Source organism: Endozoicomonas ascidiicola, from assembly GCF_001646945.1.
GTDB lineage: Bacteria > Pseudomonadota > Gammaproteobacteria > Pseudomonadales > Endozoicomonadaceae > Endozoicomonas > Endozoicomonas ascidiicola.
In genome coordinates this window covers 4,049-30,279 of record NZ_LUTV01000011.1, presented here as the reverse complement: position 1 = coordinate 30,279, position 26,231 = coordinate 4,049, and the positions used below count along the sequence as shown (strand labels likewise).

Annotated in this window: 34 protein-coding genes and 4 tRNA genes; 13 read left to right on the top strand and 25 right to left on the bottom strand. The window is 50.6% G+C overall.

The features are described 5' to 3' along the window. Positions 1-333: 333 nt before the first annotated feature. The 10 genes from AKL11_RS23100 (at position 334) to AKL11_RS23055 (ending at position 7,011) form a co-directional block, all read left to right on the top strand. On the top strand, positions 334-1,086 hold the full coding sequence (locus tag AKL11_RS23100; RefSeq protein ID WP_067522470.1) for an electron transfer flavoprotein subunit beta/FixA family protein: 753 nt from the start codon (positions 334-336) through the stop codon (positions 1,084-1,086). Further along, positions 1,086-2,015: an electron transfer flavoprotein subunit alpha/FixB family protein gene (locus tag AKL11_RS23095; RefSeq protein WP_067522468.1), complete on the top strand. Its 930-nt coding sequence runs from the start codon at positions 1,086-1,088 to the stop codon at positions 2,013-2,015. The genes AKL11_RS23100 and AKL11_RS23095 overlap by 1 nt, the downstream gene beginning before the upstream one ends. A 131-nt stretch (positions 2,016-2,146) precedes the next feature. Beyond that, positions 2,147-2,788 carry a UvrY/SirA/GacA family response regulator transcription factor gene (gene uvrY, locus AKL11_RS23090; RefSeq protein WP_067522466.1) on the top strand — a complete coding sequence of 214 codons (642 nt, stop codon included), beginning with the start codon at positions 2,147-2,149 and terminating at the stop codon, positions 2,786-2,788. Between the two features lie 59 nt (positions 2,789-2,847). Then, entirely contained in the window at positions 2,848-4,713 is a 1,866-nt protein-coding gene (gene uvrC / locus AKL11_RS23085; RefSeq protein WP_067522464.1) for an excinuclease ABC subunit UvrC, read from the top strand. A 102-nt stretch (positions 4,714-4,815) separates the two neighbouring features. Beyond that, the gene (gene pgsA, locus AKL11_RS23080) at positions 4,816-5,379 is read left to right on the top strand and encodes a CDP-diacylglycerol--glycerol-3-phosphate 3-phosphatidyltransferase (RefSeq protein WP_067522572.1); all 564 of its coding nucleotides are present in this window, start codon (positions 4,816-4,818) and stop codon (positions 5,377-5,379) included. A gap of 156 nt (positions 5,380-5,535) precedes the next feature. Continuing rightward, a tRNA-Gly gene (locus AKL11_RS23075) sits at positions 5,536-5,611 on the top strand. 34 nt (positions 5,612-5,645) lie between these two features. Further along, positions 5,646-5,719, top strand: a tRNA-Cys gene (locus AKL11_RS23070). Positions 5,720-6,047: 328 nt separating this feature from the next. Next, positions 6,048-6,134 (top strand) — tRNA-Leu (locus AKL11_RS23065). Positions 6,135-6,143: 9 nt separating this feature from the next. Further along, a tRNA-Cys gene (locus AKL11_RS23060) sits at positions 6,144-6,217 on the top strand. 374 nt (positions 6,218-6,591) lie between these two features. Continuing rightward, the gene (locus AKL11_RS23055; protein WP_067522461.1) at positions 6,592-7,011 is read left to right on the top strand and encodes a hypothetical protein; all 420 of its coding nucleotides are present in this window, start codon (positions 6,592-6,594) and stop codon (positions 7,009-7,011) included. 57 nt (positions 7,012-7,068) lie between these two features. On the opposite strand, the gene AKL11_RS23050 is transcribed toward AKL11_RS23055, so the two are convergent. The 25 genes from AKL11_RS23050 to AKL11_RS22935 form a co-directional block, all read right to left on the bottom strand. Next, a complete protein-coding gene (locus tag AKL11_RS23050) occupies positions 7,069-7,812 on the bottom strand; it encodes a DNA-methyltransferase (protein WP_067522459.1) in 744 nt (247 codons plus the stop codon). Between the two features lie 12 nt (positions 7,813-7,824). Beyond that, the gene (locus AKL11_RS23045; RefSeq protein WP_157673735.1) at positions 7,825-8,172 is read right to left on the bottom strand and encodes a hypothetical protein; all 348 of its coding nucleotides are present in this window, start codon (positions 8,170-8,172) and stop codon (positions 7,825-7,827) included. A gap of 11 nt (positions 8,173-8,183) precedes the next feature. Then, the gene (locus AKL11_RS23040; RefSeq protein WP_067522453.1) at positions 8,184-8,459 is read right to left on the bottom strand and encodes a hypothetical protein; all 276 of its coding nucleotides are present in this window, start codon (positions 8,457-8,459) and stop codon (positions 8,184-8,186) included. Further along, complete coding sequence (locus AKL11_RS23035) at positions 8,429-9,145, bottom strand: hypothetical protein (protein ID WP_067522451.1); 717 nt, start codon at positions 9,143-9,145, stop codon at positions 8,429-8,431. Before AKL11_RS23035 ends, AKL11_RS23040 begins: the two co-directional genes overlap by 31 nt. A gap of 2 nt (positions 9,146-9,147) precedes the next feature. Further along, positions 9,148-9,693: a baseplate complex protein gene (locus tag AKL11_RS23030; RefSeq protein WP_067522449.1), complete on the bottom strand. Its 546-nt coding sequence runs from the start codon at positions 9,691-9,693 to the stop codon at positions 9,148-9,150. Then, on the bottom strand, positions 9,690-10,130 hold the full coding sequence (locus tag AKL11_RS23025; RefSeq protein WP_067522446.1) for a hypothetical protein: 441 nt from the start codon (positions 10,128-10,130) through the stop codon (positions 9,690-9,692). The genes AKL11_RS23030 and AKL11_RS23025 overlap by 4 nt, the downstream gene beginning before the upstream one ends. Position 10,131: 1 nt before the next feature. Further along, positions 10,132-11,142, bottom strand: a complete 1,011-nt coding sequence (locus tag AKL11_RS23020) for a phage tail-collar fiber domain-containing protein (protein WP_067522444.1) — start codon at positions 11,140-11,142, stop codon at positions 10,132-10,134. Positions 11,143-11,154: 12 nt separating this feature from the next. Continuing rightward, on the bottom strand, positions 11,155-11,676 hold the full coding sequence (locus tag AKL11_RS23015) for a phage tail protein (RefSeq protein ID WP_067522441.1): 522 nt from the start codon (positions 11,674-11,676) through the stop codon (positions 11,155-11,157). Continuing rightward, positions 11,673-12,860, bottom strand: a complete 1,188-nt coding sequence (locus AKL11_RS23010) for a baseplate J/gp47 family protein (protein ID WP_067522439.1) — start codon at positions 12,858-12,860, stop codon at positions 11,673-11,675. The genes AKL11_RS23015 and AKL11_RS23010 overlap by 4 nt, the downstream gene beginning before the upstream one ends. Continuing rightward, positions 12,857-13,210, bottom strand: coding sequence for a DUF2590 family protein (locus AKL11_RS23005; RefSeq protein ID WP_067522437.1), 354 nt, complete (start codon positions 13,208-13,210; stop codon positions 12,857-12,859). The genes AKL11_RS23010 and AKL11_RS23005 overlap by 4 nt, the downstream gene beginning before the upstream one ends. A gap of 1 nt (position 13,211) precedes the next feature. Further along, a complete protein-coding gene (locus AKL11_RS23000; RefSeq protein ID WP_067522434.1) occupies positions 13,212-14,876 on the bottom strand; it encodes a phage tail tape measure protein in 1,665 nt (554 codons plus the stop codon). A gap of 9 nt (positions 14,877-14,885) precedes the next feature. After that, a complete protein-coding gene (locus tag AKL11_RS26830; RefSeq protein ID WP_425387580.1) occupies positions 14,886-15,161 on the bottom strand; it encodes a DUF6890 family protein in 276 nt (91 codons plus the stop codon). Then, positions 15,074-15,352 (bottom strand): putative phage tail assembly chaperone, encoded by a 279-nt coding sequence (locus tag AKL11_RS22995; RefSeq protein ID WP_067522432.1) that lies wholly within the window; start codon positions 15,350-15,352, stop codon positions 15,074-15,076. Before AKL11_RS22995 ends, AKL11_RS26830 begins: the two co-directional genes overlap by 88 nt. Before the next feature lies 1 nt (position 15,353). Further along, the gene (locus tag AKL11_RS22990; RefSeq protein ID WP_067522431.1) at positions 15,354-15,590 is read right to left on the bottom strand and encodes a hypothetical protein; all 237 of its coding nucleotides are present in this window, start codon (positions 15,588-15,590) and stop codon (positions 15,354-15,356) included. Positions 15,591-15,599: 9 nt separating this feature from the next. Next, positions 15,600-15,995, bottom strand: coding sequence for a 3TM-type holin (locus AKL11_RS22985; protein ID WP_067522429.1), 396 nt, complete (start codon positions 15,993-15,995; stop codon positions 15,600-15,602). Beyond that, positions 15,995-16,447 (bottom strand): hypothetical protein, encoded by a 453-nt coding sequence (locus AKL11_RS22980; protein WP_067522428.1) that lies wholly within the window; start codon positions 16,445-16,447, stop codon positions 15,995-15,997. Before AKL11_RS22980 ends, AKL11_RS22985 begins: the two co-directional genes overlap by 1 nt. After that, on the bottom strand, positions 16,444-16,659 hold the full coding sequence (locus tag AKL11_RS22975; RefSeq protein ID WP_067522426.1) for a TraR/DksA C4-type zinc finger protein: 216 nt from the start codon (positions 16,657-16,659) through the stop codon (positions 16,444-16,446). The genes AKL11_RS22980 and AKL11_RS22975 overlap by 4 nt, the downstream gene beginning before the upstream one ends. 21 nt (positions 16,660-16,680) lie before the next feature. Beyond that, positions 16,681-17,127 carry a phage protein gene (locus tag AKL11_RS22970; RefSeq protein ID WP_067522423.1) on the bottom strand — a complete coding sequence of 149 codons (447 nt, stop codon included), beginning with the start codon at positions 17,125-17,127 and terminating at the stop codon, positions 16,681-16,683. A 16-nt stretch (positions 17,128-17,143) separates the two neighbouring features. Continuing rightward, entirely contained in the window at positions 17,144-18,292 is a 1,149-nt protein-coding gene (locus AKL11_RS22965; protein WP_067522421.1) for a DUF2586 domain-containing protein, read from the bottom strand. 20 nt (positions 18,293-18,312) lie between these two features. Then, complete coding sequence (locus tag AKL11_RS22960) at positions 18,313-18,978, bottom strand: hypothetical protein (RefSeq protein WP_067522418.1); 666 nt, start codon at positions 18,976-18,978, stop codon at positions 18,313-18,315. Beyond that, the gene (locus AKL11_RS22955; protein WP_067522416.1) at positions 18,975-19,451 is read right to left on the bottom strand and encodes a phage tail protein; all 477 of its coding nucleotides are present in this window, start codon (positions 19,449-19,451) and stop codon (positions 18,975-18,977) included. Before AKL11_RS22955 ends, AKL11_RS22960 begins: the two co-directional genes overlap by 4 nt. Continuing rightward, positions 19,448-19,912, bottom strand: coding sequence for a head completion/stabilization protein (locus tag AKL11_RS22950; protein WP_067522414.1), 465 nt, complete (start codon positions 19,910-19,912; stop codon positions 19,448-19,450). The genes AKL11_RS22955 and AKL11_RS22950 overlap by 4 nt, the downstream gene beginning before the upstream one ends. A 120-nt stretch (positions 19,913-20,032) precedes the next feature. After that, on the bottom strand, positions 20,033-20,704 hold the full coding sequence (gene gpM / locus AKL11_RS22945; RefSeq protein WP_157673734.1) for a phage terminase small subunit: 672 nt from the start codon (positions 20,702-20,704) through the stop codon (positions 20,033-20,035). A gap of 132 nt (positions 20,705-20,836) precedes the next feature. Continuing rightward, positions 20,837-21,859, bottom strand: a complete 1,023-nt coding sequence (locus AKL11_RS22940) for a phage major capsid protein, P2 family (RefSeq protein WP_067522410.1) — start codon at positions 21,857-21,859, stop codon at positions 20,837-20,839. 9 nt (positions 21,860-21,868) lie between these two features. Beyond that, the gene (locus tag AKL11_RS22935; RefSeq protein ID WP_067522408.1) at positions 21,869-22,702 is read right to left on the bottom strand and encodes a GPO family capsid scaffolding protein; all 834 of its coding nucleotides are present in this window, start codon (positions 22,700-22,702) and stop codon (positions 21,869-21,871) included. Positions 22,703-22,861: 159 nt separating this feature from the next. Between AKL11_RS22935 and AKL11_RS22930 the strand changes: the two genes are divergently transcribed. The 3 genes from AKL11_RS22930 to AKL11_RS22920 are packed head-to-tail and all read left to right on the top strand — an operon-like array spanning position 22,862 to position 26,066. Next, positions 22,862-24,679 (top strand): terminase large subunit domain-containing protein, encoded by a 1,818-nt coding sequence (locus AKL11_RS22930; RefSeq protein ID WP_067522405.1) that lies wholly within the window; start codon positions 22,862-22,864, stop codon positions 24,677-24,679. 9 nt (positions 24,680-24,688) lie between these two features. Further along, a complete protein-coding gene (locus AKL11_RS22925; RefSeq protein WP_216636838.1) occupies positions 24,689-25,774 on the top strand; it encodes a phage portal protein in 1,086 nt (361 codons plus the stop codon). 40 nt (positions 25,775-25,814) lie between these two features. Next, a complete protein-coding gene (locus AKL11_RS22920; RefSeq protein ID WP_067522403.1) occupies positions 25,815-26,066 on the top strand; it encodes an ogr/Delta-like zinc finger family protein in 252 nt (83 codons plus the stop codon). The last annotated feature ends 165 nt before the right edge of the window (positions 26,067-26,231 follow it).

Sequence of the window (26,231 nt, the reverse complement as noted above, 5' to 3'; positions counted from 1 at the left end):
AATGCGCTGGTGTTGATCTCAAGCAACCGGACGTGCGTAAACCTTATAAACGGAAAAAGCCTGGCAGGCAAAAGTAAACATCAACTGCCTTATAGTAAAAGGCTGCGTAGAATCCGAGCTATAAATGATAAATGCCGTAGATACAAATGAAATCATTTGTATGAACTATTTGGAACATACGTTTGAACCCTTATAAGCCTGCTGGTAGACTGCGTCTGCGCAGATGTGTGAACACAGGTGACTGAATAATCAATTATGATTCATCCGGTTGTTCCGTTATCTGTTTGAACATTCCAAATCAAGCCAATAACGAGAAGGGAAGGCTGCGAACCTATGAAGATACTAGTAGCCGTCAAAAGAGTCATTGACTATAACGTCAAGGTTCGGGTGAAGGCGGACAATACCGACGTCGATCTCACCAACGTCAAAATGGCAATCAACCCTTTCTGTGAAATTGCTGTAGAAGAAGCAGTAAGACTGAAAGAGAAAGGGGTAGCAACAGAAATTGTTGCCGTATCCATCGGCCCAAAAGAGTGCCAGGAACAGATACGGACTGCGTTGGCACTGGGTGCAGACCGTGGCATTCAAATTCAAACTGATGGTGCGCCTTTAGGCTCTCTCAGTGTGGCCAAGTTGCTCAAAGCTGTTGTGGATGAAGAAAAGCCAGACCTGGTGCTCTTGGGCAAACAGGCGATTGACAGCGATAACGGCCAAACCGGTCAAATGTTGGCAGCGCTGACTGGCATGGGGCAAGGTACTTATGCCTCTGAAGTGAATGTTGATAATGGCAAAGTGAATGTGACCCGTGAAGTAGACGGCGGTTTACAGACATTAAGCCTGAGTCTCCCGGCTGTGGTGACGACGGATCTGCGTTTGAATGAGCCGCGTTACGCGTCCCTGCCAAACATTATGAAGGCAAAGCGTAAGCCTCTGGACGTGAAAACGCCGGAAGACCTGGGCGTAACCGTGTCGTCCACTGTTGAAACCCTGAAGGTTGAGCCGCCCGCAGAACGTCAGGCTGGTATTAAAGTCGCCAGCGTTGATGAGCTGGTCGAAAAATTAAAAAATGAAGCAAAGGTGATCTAATGACCATACTCGTCGTTGCTGATCATGACAACGTAACTCTGGGTGCCGGGACGCTGAATACTGTGTCTGCCGCAGCTGACATTGGTGGAGATATCCATCTGCTGGTTGCCGGTGCTAACTGCGGTGCTGTTGCTGAACAAGCTGCTAACGTTGCTGGTGTTGTGAAAGTTCTAGTGGCTGATAATGCTGCTTTTGAACACCATCTGGCAGAAAATGTCAGCCTGCTGGTTGCGGAGCTGGGTAAAAACTATTCCCACGTTCTGTCGTCTACCTCCACTGATGCCCGTAACATGATGCCACGAGTTGCTGCGCTGCTGGATGTGGATCAGGTGTCGGATGTTATCAAAGTAGAAAGTGCTGATACCTTTGCGCGCCCAATCTATGCAGGTAATGCCATTGCTACGGTTAAGTCCAGCGCTGCGGTTAAAGTGATCACCGTTCGTGGCACGGGTTTTGATCCAGCCGCTGCAGAAGGTGGTTCTGCGACTATTGAAGCTATTGCTGCGGATAACAACGCTGGCGTTTCCAGCTTTGTTAGCGAAGAATTGGCTCAATCTGACCGTCCTGAATTGGCTGCTGCCGAGATTATTGTATCCGGTGGCCGTGGTATGGGTAATGGTGAGAACTTTGAGCTTCTCTACAAAGTAGCGGACAAACTGGGTGCTGCTGTCGGCGCATCTCGTGCGGCTGTTGATGCCGGTTATGTGCCTAACGATATGCAGGTTGGACAGACCGGTAAAATCGTTGCGCCAAATCTGTACGTCGCTGTCGGTATCTCCGGTGCTATTCAGCATCTGGCCGGTATGAAAGACAGTAAAGTCATTGTTGCCATCAACAAAGATGAAGAAGCGCCTATCTTCCAGGTAGCGGATTACGGTCTGGTTGCAGACTTGTTTGAAGCGGTGCCTGAGTTGGAAGGCAAGCTCTAATAGCCATTAGAGATAGACAGATGACTAATAGTCATCTGTCTTTTACGCCCGCAGGGTTTTCTTAACTGACCATACCATGCATAATAATCCTTAAATGCAGAATAATAATTATAAGTGTGCTGGAGTAGTCAGTGATTCGAGTTCTGTTAGCGGACGACCACGATCTGGTGAGAACCGGGATCTCAAGAATGTTGTCAGATATCGACAATATTGAGATCGTTGCTGAGGCGGCCAGTGGGGAAGAGGCTATTGACCTTTTTCGCGAAGTAAAGCCTGATGTAGTACTGATGGATGTCAGAATGCCGGGTATTGGTGGTCTTGAAGCGACTCGAAAGATTTGTCAGATTGAATCTTCGGCCAAAGTCATTGCGGTCACCGTCTGTATTGATGATCCTTTTCCCAATAAATTGATTGAAGCCGGTGCTTCCGGATATGTCACTAAAAGTTCCAATATCCTGGAAATGGTGACAGCGATTCAAACTGTGTATGCCGGGAAAAAATATCTATCCCCAGAGATTGCTCAGAAGATGGCGCTTAAATCCATGGAACCGGATGCAGCCTCTCCCTTTGGTCAACTCTCCCATCGTGAAACTCAAATTGCTCTGATGATTGTCAATTGTGAAAAGGTTCAGGCCATTTCCGACAAGCTGTGCCTTAGCCCGAAAACCGTGAACAGTTATCGATACCGTATTTTTGAAAAGCTGGATATCACCAGTGATGTTGAGCTTACCCATCTGGCGATTCGCCATGAATTGATTGATACCGTTCAATAGCGCAGCCGACTCCCATATACCATATAATGGTCTGATATATGTAGCCCAACTGGATGTATATGGCAGACAGTGAACCGTTAAGCCTTGCTGATTCCAAGCCTTTTGATCATAAATCCTTTCTGGAAAGTGTGTCGACGCGCCCAGGTGTTTATGACATGCGCGATGGTCATGGAAAAACCTTGTATATTGGCAAGGCCAAGAATCTTAAAAACCGGTTATCCAGTTATTTTCGAGCCACTGGCCTGACCACGAAAACCATGGCGCTGGTGAGCCGGATTGTTGATATTGAGGTAACCGTTACCCAAACAGAGACCGAAGCGCTTCTGCTGGAACAGAATCTGATTAAAGATCGACGGCCGCAATACAATATTCTGCTCAGGGATGATAAGTCGTACCCTTATATTTTTATTTCTGATGATAATGAATTTCCCAGAATGGAATCCTGTCGGGGACGTAAACGACAGAAGGGTAAATACTTTGGTCCATACCCCAGCGGGGTTGCAGTAAAAGACAGCCTTCATCTATTGCAGAAGGTGTTTAAAATCCGCTCGTGTACGGACAGCTACTTTCGAAATAGAACTCGCCCCTGTCTCCAGTATCAGATCGATCGCTGTAAAGCCCCCTGTGTAGGACTGGTTTCCGAAGAAGAATATGCTCAGGATATTCACGACACCAGTCAGTTTCTGGAAGGAAAAAGCCAGCAACTGATTCGTTCACTAATAAAAAGAATGGAAACAGCGGCAGAGTCTTTGGATTTTGAAGCTGCCGCAGCACTTCGTGATCAGATTTCACATCTGAGAGCGGTGCAAGAACAGCAGTCAGTCACGAAGGCATCGGGTAATGTGGACGTAATAGGCTTTGCCGAAATAGCAGGGAAGACCTGTTTTGATGTGCTGTTTATCCGCTCAGGCCATGTGCTTGGTCATAAGTATTATTTTCCGGAGTTTAAGCTTGAGTCGTCCAATGCTGACTACCTGGAAGAATTTGTCGCTCAGTTTTATGTTCGGCTTGCTGGCAGTCGAGACTTTCCCGATGAAATTGTTGTGCCGTTTGAGTTTGAAGGCGCCTCAGTGGTGGAACAAGCCGTTGAATCACTGGCAGCGAAAAAACTGAAAATAAAACATCGAGTGCGTTCAGAACGTCATGATTGGTTAGTGTTGGCCAATAAAAATGCGCAACACAACCTGGAGAGCCATCTTGCCAATAAAAGTCATCTGACTCAGCGTTATCAGCAGTTATCTAAATTGCTGGGCTTGTCTAAGCCGATCACCAGAATGGAATGCTTCGATATCAGTCATACCATGGGAGAGGCGACAGTGGCCTCCTGTGTTGTTTTTGGTGCTGAAGGCCCAAAGAGCAGTGAGTATCGTCGGTATAATATTTCAGGCATAGAACCCGGTGATGATTATGCCGCCATGAACCAGGCCTTAAAAAAGCGCTATCATCGACTGGCTTCCATGGAGGATGAGAAAGAAGAGGGTGGTCGTCCAGATTTGATCATTATTGATGGCGGTAAAGGGCAGCTGACAGCATCCTCAGAAGCCCTTGCAGAACTGGAGCTGCAGATTCCCATGCTGGGTGTTGCTAAAGGTGTCACCCGAAAGGCAGGCCTTGAAAAACTGCTTTATGATGGAAAAGAGTTAAACCCTGAAGGATATGACGCTGCGTTGTTGCTCATACAGCAGATTCGGGATGAGGCGCATCGCTTTGCCATCACCGGACATCGTCAGCGTCGTCAGAAGGCTCGTAATCGGTCTGTGCTTGACGATATTCCAGGTGTTGGCAGCAAGCGCCGCTCAGCCCTACTAAAGTTCTTTGGCGGTAAAGATGGCGTTTATAATGCTTCTGTCGATGAACTGACAAAGGTGGAGGGGATTAGTCGTAAAATGGCTCAACAGATTCATGATTATTTTCATAATGACTAGCGAAAATGTCAGGTACTGTGTACCGTATGCTCCGCATAAATACTGAATAAACTAAGCGGTTTGCTTACTGCTTATAACAACGGCATCAATTTTTGGCATAACATGAACGTTCCAAATTTTCTGACACTTGCAAGAATTGTTCTGGTTCCCTTTCTGGTAATCATTTTCTATTTACCCTTCGAGTCCCGCTATCTTGTGTGTGCCGGGATTTTCGCCTTCGCGGCGGTCACCGACTGGTTTGACGGCTATCTGGCTCGCCGATGGAATCAAAGCACACCCTTTGGTGCTTTTTTTGATCCCGTGGCGGATAAAATTATGGTGGCTGCGGCGCTGTGTTTGCTGATTGACGAGTTCAGTTCTTTTTGGATGACAGTACCTGCCATGATCATTGTCGGCAGGGAGATTGTGATTTCTGCCTTAAGGGAATGGATGGCCGAACTTGGTAAGCGCACCAGTGTTGCCGTAAGTATGATTGGTAAGGCCAAAACAACGGCGCAAATGGTGGCGATCACTTTATTGCTATTGTCTCCTAAACCGCTGGATACCTGGACAGATTATGCGGGCATCGTATTGCTGTATCTGGCTGTGGTTTTAACCCTGTGGTCAATGTACGTTTATCTCAAAGCGGCGTGGCCAGATCTGTCGCCGTTTCAAAAGCCTGACTGAAAAGACGGAAAGCGGTTGACATCAAAGGAGAAAAACCTAAAATACGCTTCGTGCTCAGGCAGTGGCAACGAGTTGAAATAGTTAGAAACAACTTGGTATTGCGGTATGAAGCACAACTCTTGAAGGTAACTCCTTAAGTAGGTTTTGAGAGATAGAGCGGGAATAGCTCAGTTGGTAGAGCGCAACCTTGCCAAGGTTGAGGTCGCGAGTTCGAACCTCGTTTCCCGCTCCAAATATTAATAGCTGTGTTGCAGTTTTTAATAGAAGGCGAGTTAGCAAAGCGGTTATGCAGTGGACTGCAACTCCATTTAGACCGGTTCGACTCCGGTACTCGCCTCCAGTTTTAACGTTCTATATGTTCTACATAAAGAATGCAGGCAATAGCCTGTTTTTTTATGGCATAAGTTTGTAATATGGTCTTATGCCCGAGTGGTGAAATTGGTAGACACAAGGGACTTAAAATCCATAAATAGCTGTTATAAAAGACAGTGGATAAAAGCTCAAGACTGACGAAAGCCTTTGATAGCAAGGGTTTTAGAAGGAAAAGACAACAGTTTTCAACTGTGTCATTAGTGTGTCAAAGCAGTGAAATAGGGTGATTTGTGTCAAATCCGTGTCAACTTTCAAAGTGACACACCGACATAAAAAGCTATGAAAGTTTGTGCAAAGCCGCTGTGGTGAAATTGGTAGACACAACAGACTTAAAATCTGTCGAGCGTTAGCTCGTACCGGTTCGATTCCGGTCAGCGGCACCATCTCTTTAAGGCGAGTTAGCAAAGCGGTTATGCAGTGGACTGCAACTCCATTTAGACCGGTTCGACTCCGGTACTCGCCTCCAGCTTCAATATTTAAAAAAACTTCTTCTTTGTAGAGCCTGCAAGGGCTTCAGACGTTTTCTGTTGTTTGGTTGTTGTGCAATGAATTTGCACTCTTCTTCATTACCTTGCAGTTTGTGCAATAACTCCCGATGAATAATTGACATCTGAACCCCTCGTGTTCTCTGGGTTGTAGCCTTTGTTCTGTCTGCACAAACCTTAAAAACCATTGCATTTTTTGCCAAAAACGCGGCAGGTGAGGTGGGGAGAAGGAGTGATTTTTTTCTGTAGGCGGGAGTTTTTCTGGGCTGGCGTGGTTTTTTTGGGTGGAATGTTCTCTGACGTTGCTGTTGGGCGTATGCTGAGTTTGTGGTTTTGTAAATTATCAGGGGTGAATATGTTTGGTGGAATATTGCTGGTTCTCGGGTTTCTGGTCTTTCTTTTTGCTGGATTGGCAAAGCTGAAAGGAAAGGAAGTGGCGAATGTTAAACCGGAAGAATCAAAAAAGATGATGGTGCTGGGTGCGATTCTGATTGTTGTTGGGTTGTGGTCGTCCTCTGGTGATGATGGCCCCAGCATGGGCTCTGCAGTGATTGATGTTATGTCTGTTATTCCGGACAGCAAAAGCAGCGTGCACAATTACATCAGCGGTGATTTGAATGAAGGGGTTGCTGTTGTTATTAATGAAACTGCTGGCTACTGGGTGAAGGATGGTGTGGTGTATGCCGCCAATGGCATCGCTAAGAATATGGCACCTGGTGTTGACTATGCGCCGGTTGAAATAACACAGGCAAAAGTGGAAGCAGCCGTTAAGTGATGTTGACGACATTTATGTCGTTGACATAAAAACCCGGGCTCTCGCCCGGTTCACCACTCAAGCCGCCACGGTAACCCCCCCCAGCCTTTCAATCGCCACATTAAAATAATGCTCGGTGTACTCTATCCCCACAAACTGCCTGCCGGTTTCCAGAGCTGCCACCCCTGTGCTGCCCGATCCCATGAATGGGTCCAGAATAATGCCACCAGGTTCAACAATAGAAATTACCTCTTTCATTAACTCCACTGGCTTGCCGGTTTGGTGAAATCGTCCACCCTTGCTCACTGCGCAACTGGTGATGCCTGGTAAACAACCCACACCACGGTCATGGCTTGCCATTGGTCCTTTGCTGCCCCATAAAACAAACTCAGTAGTCTGCCGAAATCTGCCTTTATTGGGTCGAGCGTTTTTCTTGTCCCACACATAAGCACCACGCCATGAAAAGCCAGCAGCCTGCAACACATCGCTCATGATGGGGTATTGCCGCCAGTCGGTGAATAAACAGATGGGCGCACCTGGTTTTAAGATCCGGTATGCCTCAGAAAGCCATAACGAAACCCAGAAACCAAAACTGCGCTGATCCCGGTTATCTCCCGGAAAATTTGGAAACTTCGACAAAATACCACCAGTGGTGTATTTGTTTTCTGTTGTCTGCACACGGTCCGAACGAAACATCCCACCTGATGAATAGGGCGGGTCGGTGATAATGCCATCCACTGAATCACCGGGCATCTGCATCATGATTTGCAGGCAATCGCCCTGGTGCAAACTGGCACCATTTATTGTTTCCATACTGCTCATATTTAATCCTTACTACTCAGTTATAGGATCAAGCCTTCCGGCTCTAATCTTTTCAATACTCGCCGCTTTCGCTTCAACTGAAGGTTTTACATTCGGCAACGAATTAGGCAGGTGCGAATGCCCCGCCAGTTCTTCCAGCGCGGCGGCTGTTGTTTCCATAAACTCCGAAAGTATCGTCAGCACATTCTCCTGATCAGAGCCTACCCAAGTCTTGGGCGCTTTCATCAGCTGCTTAACCGCTGCGACACTGTTGTGCACCTTGCCGATCTTGTCCCAGTTGCCGGCCTTGTCGTACTTTTGATAACAGGTTTGTGAGTGTTGCCAGATGGCCTCGCCAGCATCCACTTTCGGCAGTTCCAAACCCCACGGAATCACCCCGCGAATATGCACCAGATGCGGCAGGGCATAAAATCCCCGGTGCTGGCCGGCGTAGGGAATACCAAGTCGCGTAGCAGTTCGCCTTTTGGGCGGAAGTGTTCATCCAGTGGCTGAATGTCCACGGCGTGCAAGGGTTCGTCGTGGGTGGAGACGCCGCCGTCTTTCGGCGGGTTGGCGATCCGTTCCACTCTGCCCAGCATGGGTTTGTGGTAGCCGTTCTTTAACTCCGGAAACAATCTCAGGAGAATGCGTTTGATGGCTTCTTCCATGTGATTACCATTCTTTCCTGTGTCAGTTGCACCGCCGTGATAATGCCCCGGTTGAATTTTACCCCCGGACGCACCCAGGGGATCATGGTCATGGCGGCGGTGTTGTGTGCCATGTGATCGGTAAACCAGTTATCGGGAATGGTGGCGTGGCGTTTCGGGTCTGCCCAGCGGCTGTTGTCCCAACTGCCCACATAGATTTTGCCGTCACCTTGTTGTTGCCAGATATAGTTCGGGATCTGAAACACATCGCCGATGGCGTCCATGGCCTGATAGCCTCCGCCCACATGATGGAAGTACGGAGAGATCCGGCTGAAGTGTTCCTGGTTGTTGGTGATGAACTGCGCTGCCGTTTCTTTGCTGATGCGTTTCAGCACATCGGCGGCGGTGACTTTGCGCAACCCCATGGGCAAATCACGGTTTAACAGGGCGGAAGATTCACGGCAAAACAGCAGCTTTTCATTGCTGTTCACGGTGGAGGTGTTTTCAATAAAGCCCGAAAAAAACCGCACCGATTGATCGCCTTCTTCACTTTGCCAGCCGGTAAAAAACTCCACGGCGCCCGCCATTGGTTTGCTGGTCTTTACCCGATAGGTTGCCCGCCCCGGGCTTTTTAATGAAAGACGGGTGTCTTCTTCGATCAGTTCAACCGGTTCACCGTTGACTAATAACCGCTTTATTAATTTCATAATCAGCGGCCCAGTGTGGCTTCAAAGCGTTTCATCATTTCCTGCACCGAACCACCGCCAGCGTTGGCAACGGCGGTAATGGTATCCGGTGCCGGTTCGTCACTGGTGATGGTGTCACCCTCGGCGCTTTGTTCGGTGGCGGCGGGTTGTGCCTGGCGTTGTTCGATCTTCTCCGGTACGGATTCACACTCTCTCAGGGTGAAACTCACATCCCACATTCTTAGGGTGGCGTTTTCCACGTAGCTGAAGTTTTCCGTAAACTTCACCTTGCGAATATTGCCAGCCTGGGCTGTGCCGTTGGTGATTTTATAAACCTGTCGTTTACCTGTTTGGGTATCAATGGCTCTGGCCATGGCGAGCAGGCGAGTTAAATCACTGTCATCGGTGTATTTGATGCTCAGGGAGACCGAGAGCGACTGGGGTTTAATGCCCCCTTCGGCGGTATCGGTGGCGCTGCTTGTGCCGGAAAGGTCTTTATCTTCCAGGCGAAAGCTGGCCCGCACCTTTACTCCGTGGCCGGGCACTTTTTGTTGATTCAGTAGAATCATACGGCAGGCCTCGGGACGGATTCAGGCCACACTGGGCGGTGTTCTTTGTTGGGGAACTCCGGGTGGTCAGGCCACTGTTTCAGGTCTTTGCGGTATTCCATGATTGTGTCGTGTGCTGTTTGTCTGTCCTCTGTCGTCCATCCGACCGGGCCGTAATCAGCAACAAAAACACGGTCAGTCAGGCCTATCTCATGGTTTCGCCACTGGCGTTCAGTTTCGGATAGTTTTTCGTGGCTTGGTGGTTGAACCGGGACTTCTTCTGGCCATTTGCCGTTTAGGCAAACCCACTCGTAACCACTCCGTGCAATTCTATCAAACCATTCCTTAGAATCGGCAGGCATATCATCTTTATGGACACAGTCGGATAGATTGAAGGATTGCTTTTCCTTATTCCAGGAAGGTCGTGAGTTGGTTTTCGGATTGTAAAAATCAACCATTTCAGTCTCCTATTGCTCGCCAAAATATATAAAAAGCTGTGTCGCTATCCCCATTACATAAATAAGAATATGTTGCTGATCTCCTACCGACACTGGCTACACTACCGCCTGAACTTGATCCGACGGCCGCTGACACTTGGACATTTTTAAGACTGTTAAACGCAACTGGAAATATTTGCTTAACTTCGTTATTTGGAGTTACCACCGGGCTTAAACCGTACTGCTCTATAAATCCATCACTCCAAATCCGGTAATAGCCATGAACATTAGAACCAGAAGATACAATCACAGCAGTTCTCCCTTGGGTTGACGGAGAACCAATCAACGCAACCTGCCCTTGATTCTGCCCTGCATCCAACAACGCCGCCGATTTAAAACCAGGCTTCCCAGTAATAGAATCCCAGCTTAAATCCAAGTCCAACTTTGCCCACCAATCCGCCACATATTCTTTCAGGGTATAAGGCGTGATCCATCTCCAGTTATCCTTACCCAAAAGGGCTTCTTCTTTTGTGGCAACTTCCCCTAGCCCCTTGATCTCAGTTGTGGCGTGCTCATAAGTAAACTGCCATGCCTCTGCTTCCACTGTGATATTTGTTATCGCTGCAGCATCGTCATAAACCAACACAGCATTGCGAACCATTGACTGACCACGAATACCGCTACCAACATTCGTGGCAATCTTTGAGGTTTCCGGAACCGTGATGATCATAATCACTGCGTTGTTTTCACTGCTTGCCACTACGTAGAGTGTGTTAAACGTGAATGGTCCGACGGTTGCATCCATCGTCAGCGAATAAACCACCATATCCGGTGATGCATATCCGTCCTTTGTCACCACCTGCTCATGGACGATCTGCCCAGCCGATGGCATCCCCCGATCGGGATCAATCACATCAGACGGCAACTGCCCGGGAATATTCGCCAAAATAAATTTATCCACCTGCAGGTGCGTGCCGTTGCCCTGGTGGCTTGCCAGCAAACTCCTGCCGGCGTTGGTTAATCGTTCTGCCATGCAAACCTCCGTTTATGAGCAGTAATAAGTGCCATAATCACAACTAAACGTGCCGGGTCTCACCGCTACACTGATGGGCGTGACCACCTTCCATTCATAGCGCCGACAGGTGCGGCCATAGGTTTGAATCAACCAGTTCAGATAATCCGCATTGTTGGCCACGGTGGTGTCGGTGACTTCCAGCTCGATAATGTCAAAGTCCCGGCCTTCCATTCGCTCATTGATGGAGACCGCCCCCAGTTCCATGCGGGCAAAGATGCGTTCAAAGCCGATGTTAGAACCGGCGTCGGATGCATTGGCATAAGCGTATTTCGTGCGCAACCGATACTGGCGCTCAGGCTCACCGGCAAACTGATCAATGCCTCGTTGCCATGCGATAAGGTGGAGCAAGCCGAGAGCGCAGGTTTCCGGGTCGAGCTGTTGCAGTGGCCAGTTCGCCCAATCTGCGACACGGTTAAACCAGATTTCAGCGGCGTTTTTCAGCTTGGTCAGCTCTGGCCCGGCTATCCACCATTTCAGATTGATCTTTATCATGTTGCCTCAACCCCCAAGTGTTTCACCATGTTCAGCTGGCCAATCACCGGCAGTTCCATCTGCGTCACAATATCTTCCTGGTTAAACTCGATGCTGATCAGATCCGGAAATTGTCCGTGCAGTTCTTCCCCCAGTTTCGAGAAGGAGAAACGGGTAAACGGCCATGTCTTGGTGACGGTAAAGGCCTGATTCTCCCGGAAGGCGCAGCGGATCATGTTTTCAATGCCGGTCATCACCATGGCCTGTTGCTCTGGCGACAGGTTCGGGTTCAGGTAGGCGTGAGGGTTCAGGTTATTGATCACCTCGGGCATGGGGAAGCATTCCATATCATCTCCGTGGCCGTGGTAGCCGTTATCGCGGATATGGGTATTGACGGCATCCACAAAGGGTTGATCCGGTGCGCCGGAATCGATCATCAGATAAGTGTTGGCACTGCCCGGTCCTCTGGGTGCGCCGTGTTCAAAGCAGATGTAGTCAATCCGTAAACCGGCAAATTCTGAAATGATGGCTTTGTAAGCGGCATCGTGGTGAAACTGCCCCACGGCGGTGAACTGGTTGCGACAGCGCAGGCGTAATTCTTCGTCGGTTTCGGCATCGGCACCGGATACAGTGATCCAGTCGTCGTTGTTGCGAACGGACACCACGCCGCCGATGGGTTCCGGCAGTATGGAGAAATAACCCGGCGCCAGGTTGTAGGCGATGCCCGATCCGGTGGCGCGGCATTCAATATCCACTGTGACGGCATTATCGGGGAATTGAGTGTCCGCCAGTGTCACCAGTGAATAGACGACACCGTTTATTTGTGGAGTCTGAATCACGGTTCCAGACGGAACAACGAGCACATTACCCACCTGATCTCGGGTAAAAGTGATCATGCCTTGGGTAAACACAGCGGCTTTACGTTCCAGCCCCAGCGCCCAGGCGAGAATATCCAGAAACTTGCCGGCAGCGGTTTTAATAAAACTGTTGGGCAGCAGGTTGTTTATCAGAAACTGTACGACCCACAAGGCCGGCGTGGTTACCAGTGCGGAAACCAGCTTCCAAAAAGACGAATATTTGTTGTCGTTTTTAATCAGGCTGCCCTGATCGGTGTTGATCTGGTTCCACTGTTGTTGCATCTCGGCTTCGGTGGTGGGGATGCCGGCGTCTTTTACGATTTGGGTAAAGTCTTCTTTGTGGTTCATTGGGTAACCGTCTCCAGATCATCGTCCGTAGTGCCGCTCAGGGTGATCTGACCCAGATTCGTATCGGCAAAAATAAACACTCTCCCCGGGTTGACCTTGTCGCGTTCCACAATCACGGTGCCGGGGATAATGCGCTGATCTTCTTCCGCCAGTTCTGCCAGTTTTGTCATGTTCTGCGCCCACTTCAACGGGGATCTTTCGGCTATCAGCTCTACCAGAATTCCCGTGTCCATAATTGCGTGTTTCAAGTCCTGGGCGATGACGCTGCGCTCGTGGGTGTTGGTGGGGATGCCTGCGACATCCAGCACCAGATCACGATCTACAATCAGAATGTCTTCTATCTGTTCCATATCATGCTCCCGCCATCATCAGTTCCTGCTCGATACTGGCGGCAGGTTGATTGGTTTGAATGGAACCGATCTGCACGGTGTTGGCTTTGTTGTTGCTAATAGCATTGGTGATGGATTTACCCACGCCACCGGATGGCACCGAACCTTGTCGGCTGCTTTGCAGGCTGTTCACTTTGGGCGCACTGGCGGTTTCATCGCCGCCCATGCCGAAGAAACTTAATACACCGCCGGCCATTTCCATCATGCCGCCAATGGCGTTTCTGACGGCGTCGATCACGGTCATTAGATGTTTACCGAAAGCGGTATCCAGAAAAGCGGCTTTGAGTTCATCCCAGTATTTGATCAGCATCACCACACCGGCAATCAGCAAGCCAATGCCCAGCACGATCAGAGTGATTGGCGAGGTAGCAATCATCATGGCGATACCCCAGCCGGTAGCAATGAGCGACGCCAGCCCCATTACAATATTCAGGGCAGCCAATGCCGCACCAATGGCCAGCACGCTGACTGCAGCCATGCCAACCCATTTAGTGACTTCGGGGTATTCCTGCGTCCATTTGGTGAGCTGGGTTGCACCGTTTGCCAACATAGTCACCAGTGGTTCCAGCACCGGCAGCAGGGCAGAGCCTATGCCTATTTTTACCGCTTCAATACCGGCGCCCATGCGTTGCCATGGGTCCACCATTTTCCCTGCCATTTCTGAGGCTTTATCCAGACCTTTGACATCGCCCAGCTTTTCGATGCTGTTGGCCAGCCCGTCGGTGTCGGCCATTAATAGCTGAATCATGCCCACGGCTTCTTGTGTTCCGAAGGCTTTGGCCAGTTCTGCGGATTCGGCGACGGAGAGGGTGTCGCCGTATTGGTTTTTCAGTTTGTCGAGAATGTCCATCATCGGCAGGATGTTGCCGCTGGCGTCGGTGAACGACATTCCCAGTGATTGTTGGGCTTTATCGATACCAGCAATAAAGGCTTTGTATTTGGTGCCGGCTTCGCTGCCGCTCATGGTGGCTTGCAGTGTGCCGAGAATGGCCATCTGCTCATTCATGGATGCGCCCACCGATGTTGCCGCTGCGCCGATGCTGGTGAAGGCACTGCTCATCTCGGCTCCGGTGGTTTTGAACATTTGCACGGCGCTGGCCGTTTGGCCTGCCACCACTTTTACCCAGTTATCATTCCCCATGGCGGCAGCCTGATTTTTAAAGATGCCGTACATGGTGCCCATGTAGCTGGTGATGGTGCCGGTGTCGGCTTTGGTGGCTTTTGCCAGTACGCCAGAGGCTTCGGTAAACGATGCCAGTTCGGTGCCGTTTAACCCGGCAATGGCGGATTGAATATCGTAAGAAGCGGAGACAAACTCCGTGGCGCTGCTGCCGTATTGGGTGGAGAAATCAAGCGCCTTGGCTTTTAGTATGTCCAGGGCGTCACCCTGAACCCCGAGACTTTCTACTTCTCCCATGGCTCGGTTCATTTCAATGGCGGGTTGCAGGCCGGCCTGTAATGCCATGCCTGCACCGGCAATGCCTGCCGCACCAATGGCAATCGCCGCAAAGGCAGATCGGGCTTTGTTGGCCATACCGCCGAGGGAGTTTTGAATTTTGCTCACCGGACCACTGATCTTGTCGATCAGGCCAATGGTGAACATCAGTTTATCCAGTCCTCTTGCCATACTCTTTCCTCACTTGCCCTTCCATGCTCTTACGGTGCCACTGGTGACGGCGTGCACCAGGTTCTCTCTGTCGTCCAGTTCGAGGAACAAAGCTCTGGCCAGTGTGTCGTCGTCGGGTTCGTGGTGTGGCAGCCATTTCTGCGCGTAGCAGAACAGCTGCTCAATCCCGTTGTCTTTAATGGCCCTTGCCCGTTCCTCTATTTCTTTACCGCGAATTCCACGTTCGGCTTGTAGCCTTCCAGCACCTCGCCGAACAGATCCATGGTCAGCGCATCTTCGTAGCACTGCTTGACGATGGCGCGGGTCTCATCGTTGGCGGAGCAGCGCACCATGAAGTTGTGGGCAGGCTGAACTTTGTTCTTTGGTTGCATTTTGTTGATCAGGTCGTTGTACTCAGTGAGCCCGATCTGGAAGGTGAGGGTGGTTTCACCCATCATCACTTCAACGGTTTTGCCGGCTTTCTTGGTTTCGCTCATGTTATTCACCCCTGTGAATGGTTTTGAAAAAATTGCTCAGTTGTTTTTCCAGACGCTCTTCCAGACTGGTCAGCATCTTCTGGAGATCCGCTTTACTGGTATAGCTTTCAGCAACGTGAAGCTGGAAAGTATGCAAGGCGTCCTTGTTGCGTTGGCTCTGGTTGAACAGAAACACGTTCCAGCCCACAAGAAACGGCACAGCGATACGGATTAATGTGTCTAACAGAGCCAGATCCATGGCTTACTCCTATTTACTGATACCCAGTTTCTTTTCCACGGTGCGCAATGCGCCAAGGCCAAGCAGTGCCAGCACCAGTTCCATTAATATGTCCGTTGCCATGGCTGGACCGGGCTTGCCCGACCACCATTGCAGAATGGGGTTGATCACAAAGATAAACGCCAGCCCAATACCGCATACCCAGCCGATAAAAGGACGCCATCCCGCCACAAACACGGAACGATGACTGGCTTCCACTTTGTTGATCTCGGTCTGTGCCATTTGTGGCTGTTGTCTCAGGCGTTCAATGACGGCCTGTTTATCCAGCCGCTCTTCGTCACTGGTGAACAGGTTGTCCAAAACATTGCCAACGGCTTCTACAGGCTCCGCAGCGGACTTACTGAAAAAGCTGGAGATAACACCCATCAGCAATACCTCCGATACGCTTCTGCGTAATCTTCCCAGGAGGCTTTGCCGGATTCGGTGTTCCAGTACTTCTTGGCGTATTTGGCCAGCCCTTCAATATCACCCTCTGCCGGTAATGGTTCCGGCTTTGCCATGAAGAACACTCGGGCGCAGATCAGGGCGATGGCGGTATCAAATATCAGATGATCCAGCGTGATCACTTCCAGATCCGGTAACGATGCAAACCGCTCAGCCCGTAGCTGGTGATACCGTTTCACTTCTTGCAGACCAATGGGCTCCATTTGCAGCAGACCTTTTGCCGGTCCTTCACCCATTTGTTTGACGTAACGAAAACCGCCGGACTCATGGGCAGCAATCATCACCAGTAATTGCACTACCGCAGGAGAGCAGGGCAGAAAGAATTGATTCAGCACTGCCTGAACATAAAGGGTGAATAGATTTCCTATCTTCATTTCCGGTTCCTCGGTTCCCGCAATAATTCAAAATACCGCTGGCACTCAATGCAGTACCGGACGCCACCCAGCTGGCGACGTTGTTCCGGTACCTCTTCCCCGCACTCTTCGCACTCGCTGTTGCTGGGAAGATCAAACCCGCTCTGGCGACAGGACAGCGCAGCAGCCCGTTCCAGTTCTTCAACTTGCTGTGCTCTGTCCAGATCATCCATGACGGTTTACTCCTTACGGCCTTAGTTCAGGTCTTCGATTTCTTCCGGTCTCAGGTAGGGAAGCCCGCCGATGTGTACGAAGTCCCGCCCGGTCACATCAAAGGGCAGCTTGACCTTGCTCTTCTCGCCACCGTTGGGATCGATGTCCAGCAAGTCCGAGATCTTCAACAGGCAGTCGAACAGTTCCACCTTGGCTTCGGTCTTGCCGGTGTTGGCGTAGACGACGATGTCAAAGGTGTCCATGCCGCGCCATGATCCGGCACGACGGGCTTCTTCCAGCATCAGTTGGAAGTTGTCCCAGTCCAGCTCCAGCTCACCGGAACAGCCCACATCGCCATCCACATAACCGTTAGGCACACCACCGTCTTTAACGGTGCTGCGGTTGTCTTCGATGGATGCGCTCATGGCATCCACATGCACCAGGCTGCTGCCGATGGTGACGTCAAAACTCTTTCCTGAGATTCTCATTCGTTATCCCTCGTCCTTATGCCTGGTCAGCCGGGGTGGAGAGATCCAACAGAATGTTGCCCTCCAGTTCCTTGGCGATTTCGTAGGGGCGCAGCTTGAAATACACCTGCACTTTGGTGCGCGTTGGCCAGCTAATGACGATGTCGCCCGCCTGTGGTGTTTTGATTTCGCCCGGGAACGTGATACCGCCCACGGTGGTGCTGTGGCTCATTTCCCGCAGTGGCTTGCCAAAGTAGGTGATGTGCTGGGCTTCGCTCTTGGGTGTGCTGTTGAGCTTGCGGTCTGCCACCTTGGCAACCAACAGGAAGTAGATTCTGCGAGCCGCTTTATCAGCAAGGCGCAGGTTCTCGATCACACTGTAATCACTGGTGACCGGTGCCAACATGGAGCCGTCACTGGTGTAGGTGCCGTCGTAATCTTCGTACCAGGTTGGCACGCAGTAGCGGCCTTCATTGTGCAGCTGAGTCAGTACGGCCTTGGTGAGTGGCTGTCCGTCTTTGTCTTTTGGGCGCTCCGCATAACTGCCGATCAGTGAACCGGTGGCGGTGCGCATTGGGGAATCTGCAACAGTGACCGACTTGTTAGCCAGTCGACCTGCCAGTGCGCCGATGAATTCAGGGTAAAGCATGGCTACAGCACAGACGCGATCGGCAGCAACGCCATCAGTAGCGGCATTGGCAGCACTGGCGTATTCGCTCCAGCTTTGGCCTGTGGATGGTGTGCTATCAATGGCAGGGTAACAGGCTAGGAAGTGAACACGGCGCTGATACTTGCCGATCATGCTTTCGGCCTTGGCGTGCATGGTCTCAAAGTCGCTCTTTTGATCGACCGGATCACACATCACCACGCCTTCCACGGACACTTCCGCAATCGCTGAATCCACGGCTTCCAGTTGATCGGCACTGTCTGCCAGTGGCAGAGCGTAGGCAAACCAGTTCTGGCCACCGTTCTCACGGGCAGCATTGACTTGTGTTTTCAGGGTGCTGTCGTCTTCACCCAGCAGTGCATCCAGATCGGTCTGGGCGGCGATGGCGTGCACTTTGCCCAGATTGCTGTCTGCGAGTCCGGCAGCCAATACACCTACAAACAGGTATAGGCGCTCGATCTCCGTTGGCGAACCCTGCATCAGGTTCTGGTTGTTTACGATGACTGATCCCAAACTCATGGTTGATCCCTCGTCCGTTGTTAATTGGCTTGGCGTTCCCACTCGGCTGTTATGTTTTCCGCCAGAATTCGGGTGCCGTCCTTTTCAGTCACCCCGAGGAACGGACGGGCGGGGGTCCGCACTGTCCAGCTCCGTTTTGCTTTTTCATCCCGCAGCTGTCGGATCAGGTAACCCGCATGGCCGATGGTCATATTCTCGATAATCCAGCGTTGGCTGGGTTTCTTTGTCTTGGTGCGGCCTTTCTTCTTGCCGGCATAGAGTCGATAACCGGACTCCAGCAGCGCCTTGCCCTGTTTGCGAGTGGCTGGGGCGTTGTAATCCGGCTCTCCGTAGCGGCGGTCCATCTTCTCTTTATTGAAGGTTTCCGCTACGCCGTGTTGATGGCGGTAAGCAATTTTGGCGGTGATGGCGTTCGCCCAGCTCACCTTGCCTTGTTTGGTGGTTGCCGTGGCCTGCATGGTTTTACCCAGCTTGCGGAACATACGACCCTTGCCGGTTTTCCTGCCGGCCATGGGTTGTCCGTCCACGGTCTTTTGTCTGCCCAGGTTCTGACGACTGCGGCGACGTACTTCAGTGGCGGTCTTTTTCAGTACCCGCTTACGGCGGCCTGATGTGAGTAACATCAGATCCATGGATTGGTTGGCGGAAAGAAATTGCCGCTGGTTCGGATCGCAAGAGATGCTCATGGTGCATTCTCCTCTGGGTGCGCGCCGTCTTCTTCGGTGGCGGTGTCGATGATCGGTGCATCAATCACCGACCAGCGAGAGCCTTGCCAGTGGATAGCGCCTTGCGGGTCTTCCTGCACCAGTAACGGTTCCAAGAATTCGATGGTGATATCCACGTCCCAGCGCTTGCCGGATTTATCCAGCATTTCAATATCAAAGGATGGGTCTGGCAATTCGTAACGATTGCGGATATTGACGTCGTCGTTATCCTGCAGCCAGCTGGTGACCATGGCCTTTAGTAGGTTCGCATTACCGGAGAAGCGTTCCACTAAAACAGAGCAGACATTGTGATCAATGTGCAGCTGGTGATACTTGCCTTCAAAGCTAGACTCCGGGCGCAGGGTGCAACGATCAACCCAGCTGTCGATGTCTTCTTTGCGGCACTGCCGGTGCTCTAATAAAAACTCGGTGAGGCGTTGCAGCTTTGTGCTCATAGCGACTCCGCATTAATAAACCCACGACCCAGAAAACGGGCGATGGCTTCGTCAGTGAATTCCAGATAACGGTCTTCGGTTTCTTCGCTGGAGCGTGCCTGATTCTCTGCTTCGCTGCGTCGATCGATGCTGGGCCAGTCTCGCAGAATGGAGGCTTTGGCCTGACAGAATACGGCGCGTTTGTAGAGAATCAGCTGAATGGACTGATTGTTGATTTGTTCCGTCGGTACATTGTCCAGCGCATCGATGCCGGCTGCTTGTTGCTGCTGGCGGTAACTGTTTAAACGACTATTGACCGATGCCATGGAGAGCATCAGGCCAGCTTCCACCGTTTCAACCGGCAGATCGGAAGGTGTGCGGTACTGGTTGATAAACTCCGCCAGATCCAGCGCAGGCCAGAACGGCTGATTGATAATCAGCTTGCTTTCTACTGTGTTCTGTTTGCCCGACCATCCGCTCATGGACCTGTTCCTGTTGTTGCTACTGCGTGTTAGTTCCCGGGCTAACCCACTGAGGCTTGGCGGTTACTTGCGTAACTGTTCGCACCGTCAGCCGCCCGGGTGGGTGGGGTGAGGAGTTGGTCAACCCTCGGTTTGTCCTTTCAGTGCACTTTTGCACTTGTTCAACGCTGTTTTTACTTTTGCGCCTCGCTCCTTCGCGGCTTCCAGACAGGTGACGGCGTCTTCAAAACGGCCTTCTGACTGGGCTATCAATCCAGCTAATCGGAAGTACTTCGCCGTGAGCTCATCAGGGCGCTCGTTTCTGTCGTCAACGGTTCGCTTAAATTCGTTACTGAAATACGGGTTCGGACTGTGTCCTTCCTCCCAAACGCGCTCTGACCATGCCAGCACTTCGTCCGCAATATAAATGGAGAGGTTCCTGCGGAATCGTTCAGGTAGTGGGATATTGTGCTTCAGGCAGTATTCACCCAGCTTGGTGGCTTCGCTGATTTCGCCGATGTCGAACAGCCAGACCAGAAACTGACTTAAAATCGGGCTGGTCTTGCTGCCGTTCATGGTGGCTTCAACAAACGAGCGGTATTTAGGCACCAGTTGCTCACGCTTCAACTGAATCTTGTGGGCAACACTGCGAATGTCTTTCAGACCTTTCAGGTCTTCTTCCATGGCAGCGTGCATCAGAGCATTATTTTGATTTTCACGAATAACGCAGCCAACCGGCTTTTGTGGCGTTTTTGGTTTGTCAGGGATAGCGGGTTGCGCCTTCCCTTTCATTCGTGTCTGGTACTGTTTCATGACTGACTGCATGGTCTCACCCCTTGCTCTAATTGGTCTTTTTAAAGAACTCTCCGACATCCGTATCAGAAAGCCCTTTAAAAAGGAGGGTGGTAAACCACCCCCAAGCGGCTGCGAAGGTATCTCGGCGAATTACACCCAGGTATCACCGTCTTTCAGCTTGACGTTCTTGAACTCCAGCGCGACAAACGCTTCTGGTGTTTCCACCACATAGGCTTCGTTGCGGGAGTTGTAATCCATCCAGCGGTTGTACTCGGTCTCTTCCTTGATGTTGCGGCGGTGGCTGCCTGTCTGATGGTAGATAGACAGATTCTTCAGGGAAGTGATCACCAGACCACGCTCTGGGAAGTTGCTTGGGCTGTCAGCGGTCAGGCTGCCAAACTCACGCAGGGCGGCAATAGCTTGCGCCTTTTCGGATGGAGTCAGGGAGTTGTCGGAGTAGATGCGAGACTTCTGCTGCATCAACAGATCGTCACCCACCAGTACCGTTAAATCCTTGCGCAGGAACTTTGGAATGGCTGCCATCAGATCAACCACAACGGCGTCCAGATTCTCAAAATCACCACCGGCACCGATGCGAATTTCGCCACTGCTTTCGACGACTTCAGACAGCACGTTTTCTGGCTTGTTGTCGCGCATATACTGCAGCCAGCCTTTGTTCACATCTTCCAGCATGGTGTTTTCGGATGGATCAGAGTTTTCAGCGACAGACTCACCGTACCAACCGATGATTTCACGGTCGTTGGCAATCTGTTCTGCAGCGTACTGACGAATGCGCTTATTCAGGTCGCCCAGGTGCGCCCATGCGTCCAGCTGGTCGTAAGTCATTTCAAGGTCGGTATCAACCTTTTCCATTTTGTAGCCATAGACCGCCAGATCCATGGAGCGCTTTGGCTGACGACGAATGTCGCGGGTTGTCTTGGTGCGGCCAGACGCAGGGCCGGTAATGCCGGTTTTTACGTTCTGACCTTCTTTATGCTCAACACCAATGACGTTGATTTTTGGCAGGAAGGTGGATTGCTCCACAATCATATCCTGCAAGCCCTGAACGGCAGTGGGTACCACACTGAACGATACAGATGTATCTTCAATGTCGTTCACTTCCCGCAGGTCGCCCAGATAGACGTTAAACTGTTTGCGTGTGTCCTTGTTCATGCTCTCTCCTTAGAATCCGAGCTTGTCTGAGTTACCGGAAGGCCCGGTGTTTTCCACTTCCGTGGGCGGCACTTCCTGTGACAGCTTTTCGGTCAGGGCGGTAAACTGGGTTTTGATGTCTGCCAGTTCTGTTTGCAGTGCTGCGAATTGCTCAGCGGAAACGGTTTCCGGCGCTGGCGCTTCTTCAGCTGCAGGCGCTTCCGGTTCGGCTGCCGGTGCTTCAGCTGGCTTCAGCTGCTCGGCCAGTGCGGAAAAGCCTTTGGTGATGGAGTCTTGCAGGGCTTTCAGTTCTTCAGGTTTCATAGGCTCATCCTCATCTTCAGAGTCCACTTCAGTTGGAGCGCTGAAGACCAGCGCCTTGATTTTTTCCAGTAAACTTTGTTCGTCCGGTACAGAGTTAAATGCCGACAGCTCAACACCCGGCATGATCTGCTCACCTGGTTGCGCTCTGAATTCAAGTTGTTGGGTGCCAATGGAAGCGGGGGTGTCAGTGACACCGATCTGGATCACATAGCAGCGGCCAGTGCCTTGAAAATCAGGGTGAAGTTTGATGGAGGTGAAGAGTTTTTGACCCTGCTTATTCATGTAGCGCAGGTTGTCGGATGGGCAGAGTTTCGCGTATAGGCTGACTACTTCATCGGCTTCTTCCGCTTTCAACGCTTCAATGGTGCCGTAGTTGCCAGCATATTCTGGTGGGTAGTGTTCAAGGGTAATGACTGCGGTGTATTTTTCTTTTGAATACTGTTCAGCAGCATCACGCAACCAGGCCGCTTCAATAACTCGGCCGTCGATGGTTTTCCCGCTTTCTGCCACTTTGACCCAATCGGTTACCAGCTTTGCCATTTACATTGTCCTGGTTCGCTTTGGTTAATTAAAAATTCAATGATTGATAATCGAATCTTAATTAGCGCGAGTCAGAACAACCATTCAATTAAATCGGATTTAGAGGGTATTAGAAGCGAATAAAACGAGTAATAGATCAATGGGTTTTATTATTCGGGTATGTCGTCTATCAGTAGCAAGCCCAGTGCGGGTAAAAAACAGTATCCGGAAGAAATAAAAGTAGCAGCCCGTTCGCTCTATCTCCGGAAATACACCATTCCCGAAATCGAATTAGAATTATCGGTACCCAAACGCACGCTCTATTACTGGCAGGAAGCAGGAGACTGGGAAGCGTTCCTGCGTCATGAATCGGTTGAAGAAGCGATCAAGCGCCGTATTACGTTGTTGGCTGAGAAAGACGACAAATCTGAAAAACACCTTAACGAAATGGACCGGCTAATTAAACAGTTAAATACCCTCGGTCGTTATCGCCAAACGGAAATCAGTAACACTAAATTAAGAGCAGAGCCGTCTGATTCCGACATGATGCAGAATGTCAGAAAGAAAATGGCAGGCGCTCCGGCAGTGGTGCGCAGTAAAAACCGTAAGAACAAAATTAAAAACGATTTGTCATTTCTGACGGAAAAAGACTTTGAGCAGAAATGGTTTAAGCGCTGGTACAAAGGTCAGCGGGATCTTTACGAGAACCAGCATCACCGCAATCGGTTCTGCCTGAAATCACGACAGATCGGTTTTACCTGGTACTTTTCACAAGAAGCATTAATCAGGGCAGTGCTGAAAGGGGAAGATCAGATTTTCCTTTCTGCAACAAGACGCCAGGCGGAAGTGTTCAGAAAGTACATCAGGAAACTGGTGGCAGAAGACTTTGATATTGAGCTCTCTGGCAATCCCATTTTATTGAATACCGCTAACGGTAAGTGCGGCCTGCACTTTCTCAGCAATAACTCCATGTCTGCCCAGTCTGAAAGCGGGCATGTTTATATTGATGAAGCTTTCTGGATACGGGGATTTGATGAGCTCTATAACGTGGCAACCGCCATGGCGACACATAAGCATTTGACCAGAACTATTTTTTCTACACCTTCGGTGGTCAACCATGAAGCCTATCCGCTCTGGTCGGGAGAGGTTTACAACAAACGATTTACCCGTAAGCGGGTAGAGTTTCCCGGATTTAAAGAACTGCAAAGCGGCGTGCTTTGCCCTGATAATTTCTGGCGCAAAATCATCACCCTTGATGATGCAGTAGAAGGCGGCTTTGACCGGATTGATAAAAAGCAGTTGCAGCAGGAATACAGCCCTGAACGATTCAAGCAGCTGTTTATGTGTGACTTTGTGGACGACACGCTCGGCGTGTTCCGACTGAATACCCTGCAGGAAGGCGCGGTTGATCCGGATAACTGGCAGGACTTCGACCCGAAAGCCCAGCGGCCTTTTGGCAATATGCCGGTATGGGGTGGCTACGATCCCAGCCGTCACCGTGACGATGCCAGCTTTGTCATAGTTGCCCCGCCATTAACGCCCGGGGGGAAATTCCGTTCCCTGCAGAAGTTCCACTGGAAAGATAAAAATTTTACATGGCAAGCAGAACAGATCAAGCAATTAACAGAGCGCTTCAACTTCCAGCACATCGGCGTTGACACCACCGGCCCCGGCTTGGGTGTGTTCGATATGGTTAAAAACTTCTTCCCTCTTGCTCAGTCGATTCACTACTCGGTGAACAGCAAGAACCTACTGGTGCAAAAAGCCAAGTCGGTCTGGGAAGAAGGCCGTATGGAATACCCTGCAGAATGGACTGACTTTGCCCATGCCTTCCTGACCATACGACAGACCAGCACAAATAGTGGCGGCATGACTTACAGCGCAGGGCGAACCATGAGCACCGGCCATGCCGATGTTGCCTGGGCAACCATGCACGCACTGATTCACGAACCATTAGACACCGGCAGGCAGAACTGCAGTCGGGTCGCTTTCGGCTAAGGAGAAACCATGAGCAGGAAAAACCGCCGGAAGGCTGGGAAAAAGGCGAGCGCCTTTAATGCCAATAAAAACATTAAAAATGAGATTAACGATTCCGGAAGCGATGCGTCTAATGCTCCGTCAGGATCAATGACGTTTAGTTTTTTCGGTCAGCCTGAAAGTGTTTTAAAGGGTGCGGTCAGTGACGCCATGGGCTCTCACCTCGACCCCGATGAAGGTTTTTACCATCCACCAACGCCACTGGCAGGACTGGCACGACTGTTACGGGCTAATGCTTTTCATGGTCCGATACTTGAATTCAAAACCAATATGGTGATGCGCGGGTTTGTGCCGTCGCCCATGGTTAGCCGCAGAGTAATGCACGCAGTGGCGACAGACTTTAACGTGTTTCTGAATGGGTACTTCCAGCTGGTCAGGGATTATTCCGGTGATGTAGTTCGGACTATCCACCTGCCTGCTATCAATATGCGCAGGCTGGAAAAGCCTGATCAATATGGCTGGCTGGACAGCGAAGGTACGCTAAAGCCATTCCGAAAGGGCGAAGTGTTGCACATCAAAAACTACGATGTAGTGCAAAACATCTACGGCACGCCTTGGTATCTGGGCGCCATTCAATCCATGCTGCTCAATGAAGATGCCACCATGTTCCGGCGTAAGTATTACCTGAATGGTGCGCACATGGGCTACATCTTCTATTCCAGCTCGGCAGGCCTGGGTGAAGATGATCAGGAAGCTATTAAAGAAGCCATTCAGAGCAGCAAAGGCATAGGCAACTTCCGCAATATGTTTTTACATCTGCCAGGGGGCAGGGAGAAAGATATTCAGATTTTGCCCGTGGGCGATTTCAGCACAAAGGATGAGCTGGAAAAAATCAAAAACATTTCAAGGGACGACATCATCGCCGCGCACCGGATACCGGCAGCCATGGCTAGTATATTGCCCAGTGGTAACTCTAACTTCGGGGACATCACCAAGGTTGATGCGGTGTATGAAAAGAATGAGGTGCTGCCCATTCGTGAGCAGTTGCTTGATATTAACGATTGGTTGCCCGAAATAGGCAAGGTGTCCTTTGAAACGCAAGAACCTCCCGTATAAGATACAATGTAACGTATACGATAATAACTCAGGTGCAGATATGAGTGTCAGGGTTCGCTGCAATCGCTGTAATGAGATTGCCACTATTCAGGATTCGGTAGAAGACAGCGCCGAATTCAAAACGCTGTATTGCACTTGCAACAATCACGAATGCGGTCACGCTTTTGTGACCCATCTGACCTTTTCTCACACGCTCTCCCCGTCGGCGCTGGACTTCACGACGGAGATGATGGGCAAGCTAAGGCAGATGAACCGGCAGCAGCAGCGGGAATTGTTTGCATCGTTGACATAAAAAAGCCCCGGAAGGGGCTTTTTGTTGGGACGGTTGTTAATGTGGAAAGACCAACTGGTTGGTCTAACATGGGTTATGCCCCACTTGATCGGGCTTCTTTATAAACTGCACAGACCCAAACCATGTATGATGCGAACCCGATAAAACCGCAGATAAATATCGGAT

Excerpts from the sequence above, each read along its gene's own strand:
- AKL11_RS23025 (WP_067522446.1), bottom strand. The coding sequence starts at position 10,130 with ATGGTTGATTTTTACAATCCGAAAACCAACTCACGACCTTCCTGGAAT.
- AKL11_RS23040 (WP_067522453.1), bottom strand. The coding sequence starts at position 8,459 with ATGGAAGAAGCCATCAAACGCATTCTCCTGAGATTGTTTCCGGAGTTA.
- AKL11_RS23095 (WP_067522468.1), top strand. The coding sequence starts at position 1,086 with ATGACCATACTCGTCGTTGCTGATCATGACAACGTAACTCTGGGTGCC.
- AKL11_RS23015 (WP_067522441.1), bottom strand. The coding sequence starts at position 11,676 with ATGATAAAGATCAATCTGAAATGGTGGATAGCCGGGCCAGAGCTGACC.
- AKL11_RS23010 (WP_067522439.1), bottom strand. The coding sequence starts at position 12,860 with ATGAACCACAAAGAAGACTTTACCCAAATCGTAAAAGACGCCGGCATC.
- AKL11_RS23020 (WP_067522444.1), bottom strand. The coding sequence starts at position 11,142 with ATGGCAGAACGATTAACCAACGCCGGCAGGAGTTTGCTGGCAAGCCAC.
- AKL11_RS22975 (WP_067522426.1), bottom strand. The coding sequence starts at position 16,659 with ATGGATGATCTGGACAGAGCACAGCAAGTTGAAGAACTGGAACGGGCT.
- AKL11_RS22970 (WP_067522423.1), bottom strand. The coding sequence starts at position 17,127 with ATGAGAATCTCAGGAAAGAGTTTTGACGTCACCATCGGCAGCAGCCTG.
- AKL11_RS22955 (WP_067522416.1), bottom strand. The coding sequence starts at position 19,451 with ATGAGCACAAAGCTGCAACGCCTCACCGAGTTTTTATTAGAGCACCGG.
- AKL11_RS22960 (WP_067522418.1), bottom strand. The coding sequence starts at position 18,978 with ATGAGCATCTCTTGCGATCCGAACCAGCGGCAATTTCTTTCCGCCAAC.
- AKL11_RS22920 (WP_067522403.1), top strand. The coding sequence starts at position 25,815 with ATGAGTGTCAGGGTTCGCTGCAATCGCTGTAATGAGATTGCCACTATT.
- AKL11_RS23055 (WP_067522461.1), top strand. The coding sequence starts at position 6,592 with ATGTTTGGTGGAATATTGCTGGTTCTCGGGTTTCTGGTCTTTCTTTTT.
- AKL11_RS22985 (WP_067522429.1), bottom strand. The coding sequence starts at position 15,995 with ATGGGTGTTATCTCCAGCTTTTTCAGTAAGTCCGCTGCGGAGCCTGTA.
- AKL11_RS22965 (WP_067522421.1), bottom strand. The coding sequence starts at position 18,292 with ATGAGTTTGGGATCAGTCATCGTAAACAACCAGAACCTGATGCAGGGT.
- uvrC (WP_067522464.1), top strand. The coding sequence starts at position 2,848 with ATGGCAGACAGTGAACCGTTAAGCCTTGCTGATTCCAAGCCTTTTGAT.
- AKL11_RS22925 (WP_216636838.1), top strand. The coding sequence starts at position 24,689 with ATGAGCAGGAAAAACCGCCGGAAGGCTGGGAAAAAGGCGAGCGCCTTT.
- AKL11_RS22980 (WP_067522428.1), bottom strand. The coding sequence starts at position 16,447 with ATGAAGATAGGAAATCTATTCACCCTTTATGTTCAGGCAGTGCTGAAT.
- pgsA (WP_067522572.1), top strand. The coding sequence starts at position 4,816 with ATGAACGTTCCAAATTTTCTGACACTTGCAAGAATTGTTCTGGTTCCC.
- AKL11_RS22940 (WP_067522410.1), bottom strand. The coding sequence starts at position 21,859 with ATGAACAAGGACACACGCAAACAGTTTAACGTCTATCTGGGCGACCTG.
- AKL11_RS23100 (WP_067522470.1), top strand. The coding sequence starts at position 334 with ATGAAGATACTAGTAGCCGTCAAAAGAGTCATTGACTATAACGTCAAG.
- AKL11_RS23000 (WP_067522434.1), bottom strand. The coding sequence starts at position 14,876 with ATGGCAAGAGGACTGGATAAACTGATGTTCACCATTGGCCTGATCGAC.
- AKL11_RS22995 (WP_067522432.1), bottom strand. The coding sequence starts at position 15,352 with ATGAGCGAAACCAAGAAAGCCGGCAAAACCGTTGAAGTGATGATGGGT.
- AKL11_RS22930 (WP_067522405.1), top strand. The coding sequence starts at position 22,862 with ATGTCGTCTATCAGTAGCAAGCCCAGTGCGGGTAAAAAACAGTATCCG.
- AKL11_RS23030 (WP_067522449.1), bottom strand. The coding sequence starts at position 9,693 with ATGATTCTACTGAATCAACAAAAAGTGCCCGGCCACGGAGTAAAGGTG.
- AKL11_RS22935 (WP_067522408.1), bottom strand. The coding sequence starts at position 22,702 with ATGGCAAAGCTGGTAACCGATTGGGTCAAAGTGGCAGAAAGCGGGAAA.
- AKL11_RS22990 (WP_067522431.1), bottom strand. The coding sequence starts at position 15,590 with ATGGATCTGGCTCTGTTAGACACATTAATCCGTATCGCTGTGCCGTTT.
- gpM (WP_157673734.1), bottom strand. The coding sequence starts at position 20,704 with ATGAAACAGTACCAGACACGAATGAAAGGGAAGGCGCAACCCGCTATC.
- AKL11_RS22950 (WP_067522414.1), bottom strand. The coding sequence starts at position 19,912 with ATGAGCGGATGGTCGGGCAAACAGAACACAGTAGAAAGCAAGCTGATT.
- AKL11_RS23050 (WP_067522459.1), bottom strand. The coding sequence starts at position 7,812 with ATGAGCAGTATGGAAACAATAAATGGTGCCAGTTTGCACCAGGGCGAT.
- AKL11_RS23005 (WP_067522437.1), bottom strand. The coding sequence starts at position 13,210 with ATGGAACAGATAGAAGACATTCTGATTGTAGATCGTGATCTGGTGCTG.
- AKL11_RS23035 (WP_067522451.1), bottom strand. The coding sequence starts at position 9,145 with ATGAAATTAATAAAGCGGTTATTAGTCAACGGTGAACCGGTTGAACTG.